Below are 5,620 nucleotides of genomic sequence, written 5' to 3' on the forward strand. Positions count from 1 at the left end.
TGACGAACTGGCCGCTCGCCAACAAATCCGCCAAGCCTCGCGCCAACGTGGACTTGGCCATGCCGCGCGGGCCTTCAATCAGTACACCGCCGATCTTCGGGTCGATGGCGGTCAGGCACAGCGCCAGTTTCAGAGCGTCGGCGCCGACCACGGCGGACAGCGGGAAATGGGGGATATCAGTCATGTACGTTCTCGTTAAATTTTTGCAACACAGGCAATCCCCTGCGGCGAGCGGGCTTGTTGTGGCGAGCGGGCTTGCCCCGCGTTGGAGTGCGAAGCGCTCCCAATCCAGCCACCGCGGTTTAACAAGCGGTCACGCTGGTCCGGTTTTGGGGCCGCTTCGCAGCCCAACGCGGGGCAAGCCCGCTCGCCACAACAGGCCCGCTTGCCACAACAGCCGATTCGCATTAGCTGTCTTCTTCTATATCCAGCAACAGGTTTTCCAGCGCTTCTTTATAAGCCCCCGGTTCCTGCCACATGCCGCGCTGCTGGGCTTCGAGCATGCGTTCGGTCATGTCACGCAAGGCATCGGGGTTGTGCTGCTGCACAAAGGCCCGGGTGTCAGGGTCGAGCAAGTAGGCGTCGGCGAGCAAGGCGTATTGGTGATCGTCGATCAACGCGGTGGTGGCGTCGAAGGCGAACAGGTTATCCACGGTCGCCGCCATCTCGAACGCCCCTTTATAGCCATGGCGTTTCACGCCTTCGATCCACTTCGGGTTGGCGGCGCGGGAACGGATCACCCGGTTCAGCTCTTCCTTCAAGGTGCGGATTTTCGGCAAGTCCGGCTGGCTATGGTCGCCATGATAGCTGGCGGCCTTGTCGCCGCTCAGGGTTTCCACGGCAGCAAGCATGCCGCCCTGGAATTGGTAGTAGTCATTGGAGTCGAGCAAGTCATGCTCGCGGTTGTCCTGGTTCTGCAACACCGCCTGCACCTGGCTCAGGCGCCTGGCAAATTGCTCGCGGGCGGCGGTGCCCTCATCGGAGCCGCCATACGCGTAGCCGCCCCAGTTCAGATAAACCTCAGCCAAATCCTCGCGGCTCTGCCACAGGCGGCCGTCGACTGCGCCCTGCACGCCCGCGCCATAAGCGCCGGGCTTGGCACCGAAAATTCGCCAGCCGGCCTGTTTCGCCGCGGCGTCTTCATCCAGGCCCGACGCGAGCAACGCCTCGCGCTCGCTGCGCACCTTGGCTGCCAGCGGGTTCATGTCGTCCGGCTCATCCAGCGCCGCCACGGCCTGCACCGCCGCATCAAACAGGCGGATCAGGTTGGCAAAGGCATCGCGGAAAAAGCCGGAGACTCGCAGCGTCACGTCAACGCGGGGCCGGTCGAGCAAGCTGATCGGCAGGATTTCAAAGTCGTCCACCCGCTGGCTGCCCGTCGCCCATACCGGGCGCACCCCCATCAAAGCCATGGCCTGAGCGATATCGTCGCCGCCGGTACGCATGGTTGCAGTGCCCCACACCGACAAGCCGAGTTGGCGCAGGTGGTCACCGTGGTCCTGCAAATGCCGCTCAAGAATCAGGTTGGCCGACTGGAAACCAATCCGCCAGGCCGTGGTGGTGGGTAGGTTGCGCACATCCACCGTAAAGAAGTTGCGCCCGGTGGGCAGCACATCCAGGCGACCGCGACTTGGCGCGCCGCTCGGCCCGGCCGGCACAAAACGCCCGCTCAGCGCGTCGAGCAAACCGCACATTTCCGCCGGGCCGCAGGCGTCCAGACGCGGCGCGACGACGATGCGCAGGCTTTCGATCACCGCCTTTACATCTTCCCAGCCGGGTTCTTCCAGCTGTTCCAGCGGCCCTTCGAGTGCCTGCTCGATCAAACGCGCGGCGTACAGTTCCAGGCGTTCGCGAGTGTCACCGGCAGTGCGCCATAACTGCGCGTCAATCTGTTGCAGTACCTCGGGACGACGCCCGGTCCAGGGCTCGGCGAGGGCGCAGTCCAGCGGATCAAAGCCCAACTGGAATGCCTTGGCCAACACGCGCAGCAAGCTCGATTGCGGGCCGCGGCCATCGCCACGGGGGATGCGCAGCAAGGCGAGCAAGGTGTCGATACGCAAACGGCCTTCGGGCGACTCGCCGAAAATATGCAGCCCGTCGCGGATCTGCGATTCCTTCAAATCGCACAAATACGTGTCGAGGCGCGGCAGCCAGACGGCAGCATCGGCGTCGCCGTCCATTTCCAGCTCTGTGTCGATGCGGGTTTCGCGCACCAGCTTGAGAATGTCTTTTTGCAGCTCAAGGGCACGCCGCGGGTCGAGCAATTGCGCTTCGTAATACTCGTCCGCCAACAACTCCAGATTTCGCAGCGGGCCGTAGGTTTCAGCGCGGGTCAGCGGCGGCATCAGGTGGTCGATGATCACCGCTTGTGTACGCCGCTTGGCCTGGGCGCCCTCGCCCGGATCATTGACGATAAACGGGTAAATATTCGGCAGCGGCCCGAGCAATGCGTCAGGCCAGCAATGTTCCGACAGGCCCACGCCCTTGCCCGGCAACCACTCAAGGTTGCCGTGCTTGCCCACGTGGATCACGCCATGGGCGCCATAGGTGTGGCGCAACCAGAAATAAAACGCCAGGTAGCCATGAGGCGGCACCAGGTCCGGGTCGTGGTAGACCGCACTGGCGTCCACCTGATAACCGCGTGCCGGCTGGATACCGACAAATGTCAGGCCCAGGCGCAAGCCCGCAATCATCAGGCGGCCGTCGCGATACATCGGGTCGTTATGCGGTGCGCCCCAGCGCGCAATCACCGCCTGGCGGTTGGATTCAGGCAAGCGATTGAACATCGCCTCGTAGTCATCCAGGCCAAGGCTTTGATGGCACGGGCGCAGGTCGAGGCTGTCCGGATCGTTGGTCACACCGCCGAGCAAATCGTGGATCAGCGCAGTGCCGCTCGCCGGCAATTCACTTGGTACCGGATAGCCTTGCGCTTGCAGCGCACGCAGGATATTCAGCGCCGCCGCTGGCGTATCCAGACCCACACCGTTGCCGATGCGGCCGTCGCGGGTCGGGTAGTTGGCGAGAATCAGTGCGATGCGTTTGTCGGCATTCGGCACCCGCGCCAGTTCGACCCAACGCCGCGCCAGTTCGGCGACAAAATCCATGCGCTCGGGCGCGGCGCGGTAGCACACCACATCCGACTGGCTGCGCTCACTGCGCCACGCCAGATCCTTGAAGCTGATCGGGCGGCTGATGATGCGCCCGTCGAGCTCTGGCAAAGCGATATGCATGGCGAGATCGCGCGGGCCAAGGCCTTGTTCGCTGGCCTGCCAGCCGGGCTCGTTGTCTTGGGCGCAAATCGCCTGGATCACCGGAATGTCACGGCGAAACGGTCGCAAATGCGGCGCTTCGGGGCTGGATTGGGCGAAGCCGGTGGTGTTCAGAATCACCGCCGCCTGCACATCATCCAACAGGTCCTCGACCACCGTGAGGCAACCGGGCTCTTTCAAACTGGCCAGCGCAACCGGCAACGGGTTAAGTCCCGCCGCCTGCAGACGCTGGCAGAACACGTCGATAAAACCGGTATTGGCCGCCTGCAAATGCGAGCGATAAAACAGCACGGCGGCGACCGGGAACGCAGGGTTCCAGTCCGCTTGCCAGTCGTTGAGGCGAGCGTTGGCCTTGTGCGGGTGATAAATCGCGGTGCGCGGCAGGCTTTGCGGCTCTTCCCAGGCGTAGTCGCGGCCCAGGTAACCACTGGCCAGGCAGCGATAAAAATCCAGCGCATTGCCCATTCCGCCCTGGCGCAGGAAGTGCCACAGACGGTCGCGCGCCTCCACGCCCACGGTACTCAGGCTGCTGAGTTCCGGGTCCGGGCGATCATCCCCCGGGACCAGAATCAGCTGCACACCGCGCTCGGCCAGTTCCACCAGACGCTCAATGCCATAGCGCCAATAACCAATGCCGCCGTGCAGTGAAATCAGGATGACCTTGGCGTGGCGCAACACCTCATCGACATACAGGTCGACCGAAGCATGGTTCTGCACCTGCATCGGGTTGGCCAGGCGCAGGCTGGGGTAGTCGTCCGGCAACTGCTGGGCCGCTTCGGCCAGCAGCGCCAGGCTGGAATCACCGCTGCACAGGATCACCAGTTCGGCGGGGGTTTGGCCAAGGTCGGCAATATTGTCGTCCGCGACGAAACCACCGGGCTGAGTCCTGAGCAGGTGCATGGGTTAAACGCTGAGGGCAGCGCGCAATTGCGCTTCGAGGCCCACCGCGTCGAGCTCCTGGCCGATCAGCACCAGCCGCGTGATGCGCGCTTCGTCAGCGCCCCAGGCGCGGTCGAAGTGCTTGTCGAAACGCGTGCCCACGCCCTGAATCAGCAGACGCATCGGTTTGTTCGGGATCGCCGCGAAGCCTTTGACGCGCAGGATGCCGTGCTGCACCACCAGTTGGGTCAGGGCGTCGAGCAGCAGCGCTTCGTCGGCTTGCGGCAAGTCGATGGAAATCGAATCAAAGGCATCGTGATCGTGATCGTCCTCACCTTCGTGGTGATGATCGTGATGGCTGTGGCGGCCGTCGATGTGTTCTTCGGAGCCGGCGCCCAGGCCGATCAGCACGTCCAACGGCACACGACCGCTGCTGGCTTCGATGACTTTCACCGCTGGCGGCAACTCTTCAGCGACTTCCAGGCGCACGCGGGCCAGGTCTTCAGGGCTGATCAGGTCGGACTTGTTGAGGATCACCAGGTCGGCGCTGGCCAGTTGGTCGGCGAACAATTCGTGCAGCGGCGATTCGTGGTCCAGGTTCGGGTCGAGTTTGCGCTGGGCGTCGACTTGGTCCGGGAAGGCGGCGAAGGTGCCGGCGGCCACGGCTGGGCTGTCGACCACGGTGATCACCGCGTCAACGGTGCAGGCGCTGCGGATTTCTGGCCACTGGAAGGCTTGCACCAACGGCTTTGGCAGGGCCAGGCCCGAGGTTTCGATGAGGATATGGTCGAGATCGCCGCGACGGGCGACCAATTCGCGCATTACCGGGAAGAACTCTTCTTGCACGGTGCAGCACAGGCAGCCGTTAGCTAGTTCGTAGACGCGGCCATTGGCTTCTTCTTCGGTGCAACCGATGGAGCACTGCTTGAGGATTTCACCGTCGATGCCCAGCTCGCCGAACTCGTTGACGATCACGGCAATGCGGCGGCCTTGGGCGTTGTCGAGCATATGGCGCAGCAAGGTGGTTTTGCCCGAACCGAGGAAGCCGGTAACGATGGTGACGGGGAGTTTGGCCAGTGTTTTCATCGGATGCCCTTTGGGGCGGGCATACGGGACGACAGGCCCTGCGACGGCGCGCAGCAGCTGATTTCGTCACCGGATCACCCCGCCCGGTTGAATTGGAAAATCGGTGACGAGGCAGGTCTCCTGGCTTGGGGCGTACGGGTCTTGCGACCGACGCTGGCTGCGCCTTCCCGCCTTAGTTGGCAGTGGCGTGGCAGTCAGCTGAACCCTTTACAGTTGCGGGGGCAGCCGCGGCTTGGACCGCGTTCCCTTCTTAGCTTCGGCCTGGGCCGAAGAACCTCGAGGGTGCAAGGCTACGCAGTGCTTGGGGGATGGTCAATGATGGGGATCGGGTTGGTGTACATATCCGTTATCTGGGTAATGGCTGCTATGGGTTCCGCCCTTACGGC

General features: G+C 63.4%; 2 protein-coding genes, 1 pseudogene and 1 riboswitch. All 3 genes and pseudogenes read right to left on the reverse strand.

The window, feature by feature from the left end:
* A pseudogene (locus tag BFW87_RS28305) lies at nt 1-184 on the reverse strand (magnesium chelatase); the annotation flags it as partial.
* 223 nt (nt 185-407) lie between these two features.
* A complete protein-coding gene (cobN, locus tag BFW87_RS28310) occupies nt 408-4,169 on the reverse strand; it encodes a cobaltochelatase subunit CobN (RefSeq protein ID WP_078743013.1) in 3,762 nt (1,253 codons plus the stop codon).
* Nucleotides 4,170-4,172: 3 nt separating this feature from the next.
* A complete protein-coding gene (cobW, locus tag BFW87_RS28315) occupies nt 4,173-5,234 on the reverse strand; it encodes a cobalamin biosynthesis protein CobW (RefSeq protein WP_078743014.1) in 1,062 nt (353 codons plus the stop codon).
* 93 nt (nt 5,235-5,327) lie between these two features.
* Nucleotides 5,328-5,528: riboswitch (cobalamin riboswitch) on the reverse strand.
* Nucleotides 5,529-5,620: the final 92 nt, after the last annotated feature.

Origin of the sequence: Pseudomonas fluorescens (assembly GCF_002022275.1) — a bacterium.
GTDB lineage: Bacteria > Pseudomonadota > Gammaproteobacteria > Pseudomonadales > Pseudomonadaceae > Aquipseudomonas > Aquipseudomonas fluorescens_AJ.

Excerpts from the sequence above, each read along its gene's own strand:
- cobN (WP_078743013.1), bottom strand. The coding sequence starts at position 4,169 with ATGCACCTGCTCAGGACTCAGCCCGGTGGTTTCGTCGCGGACGACAAT.
- cobW (WP_078743014.1), bottom strand. The coding sequence starts at position 5,234 with ATGAAAACACTGGCCAAACTCCCCGTCACCATCGTTACCGGCTTCCTC.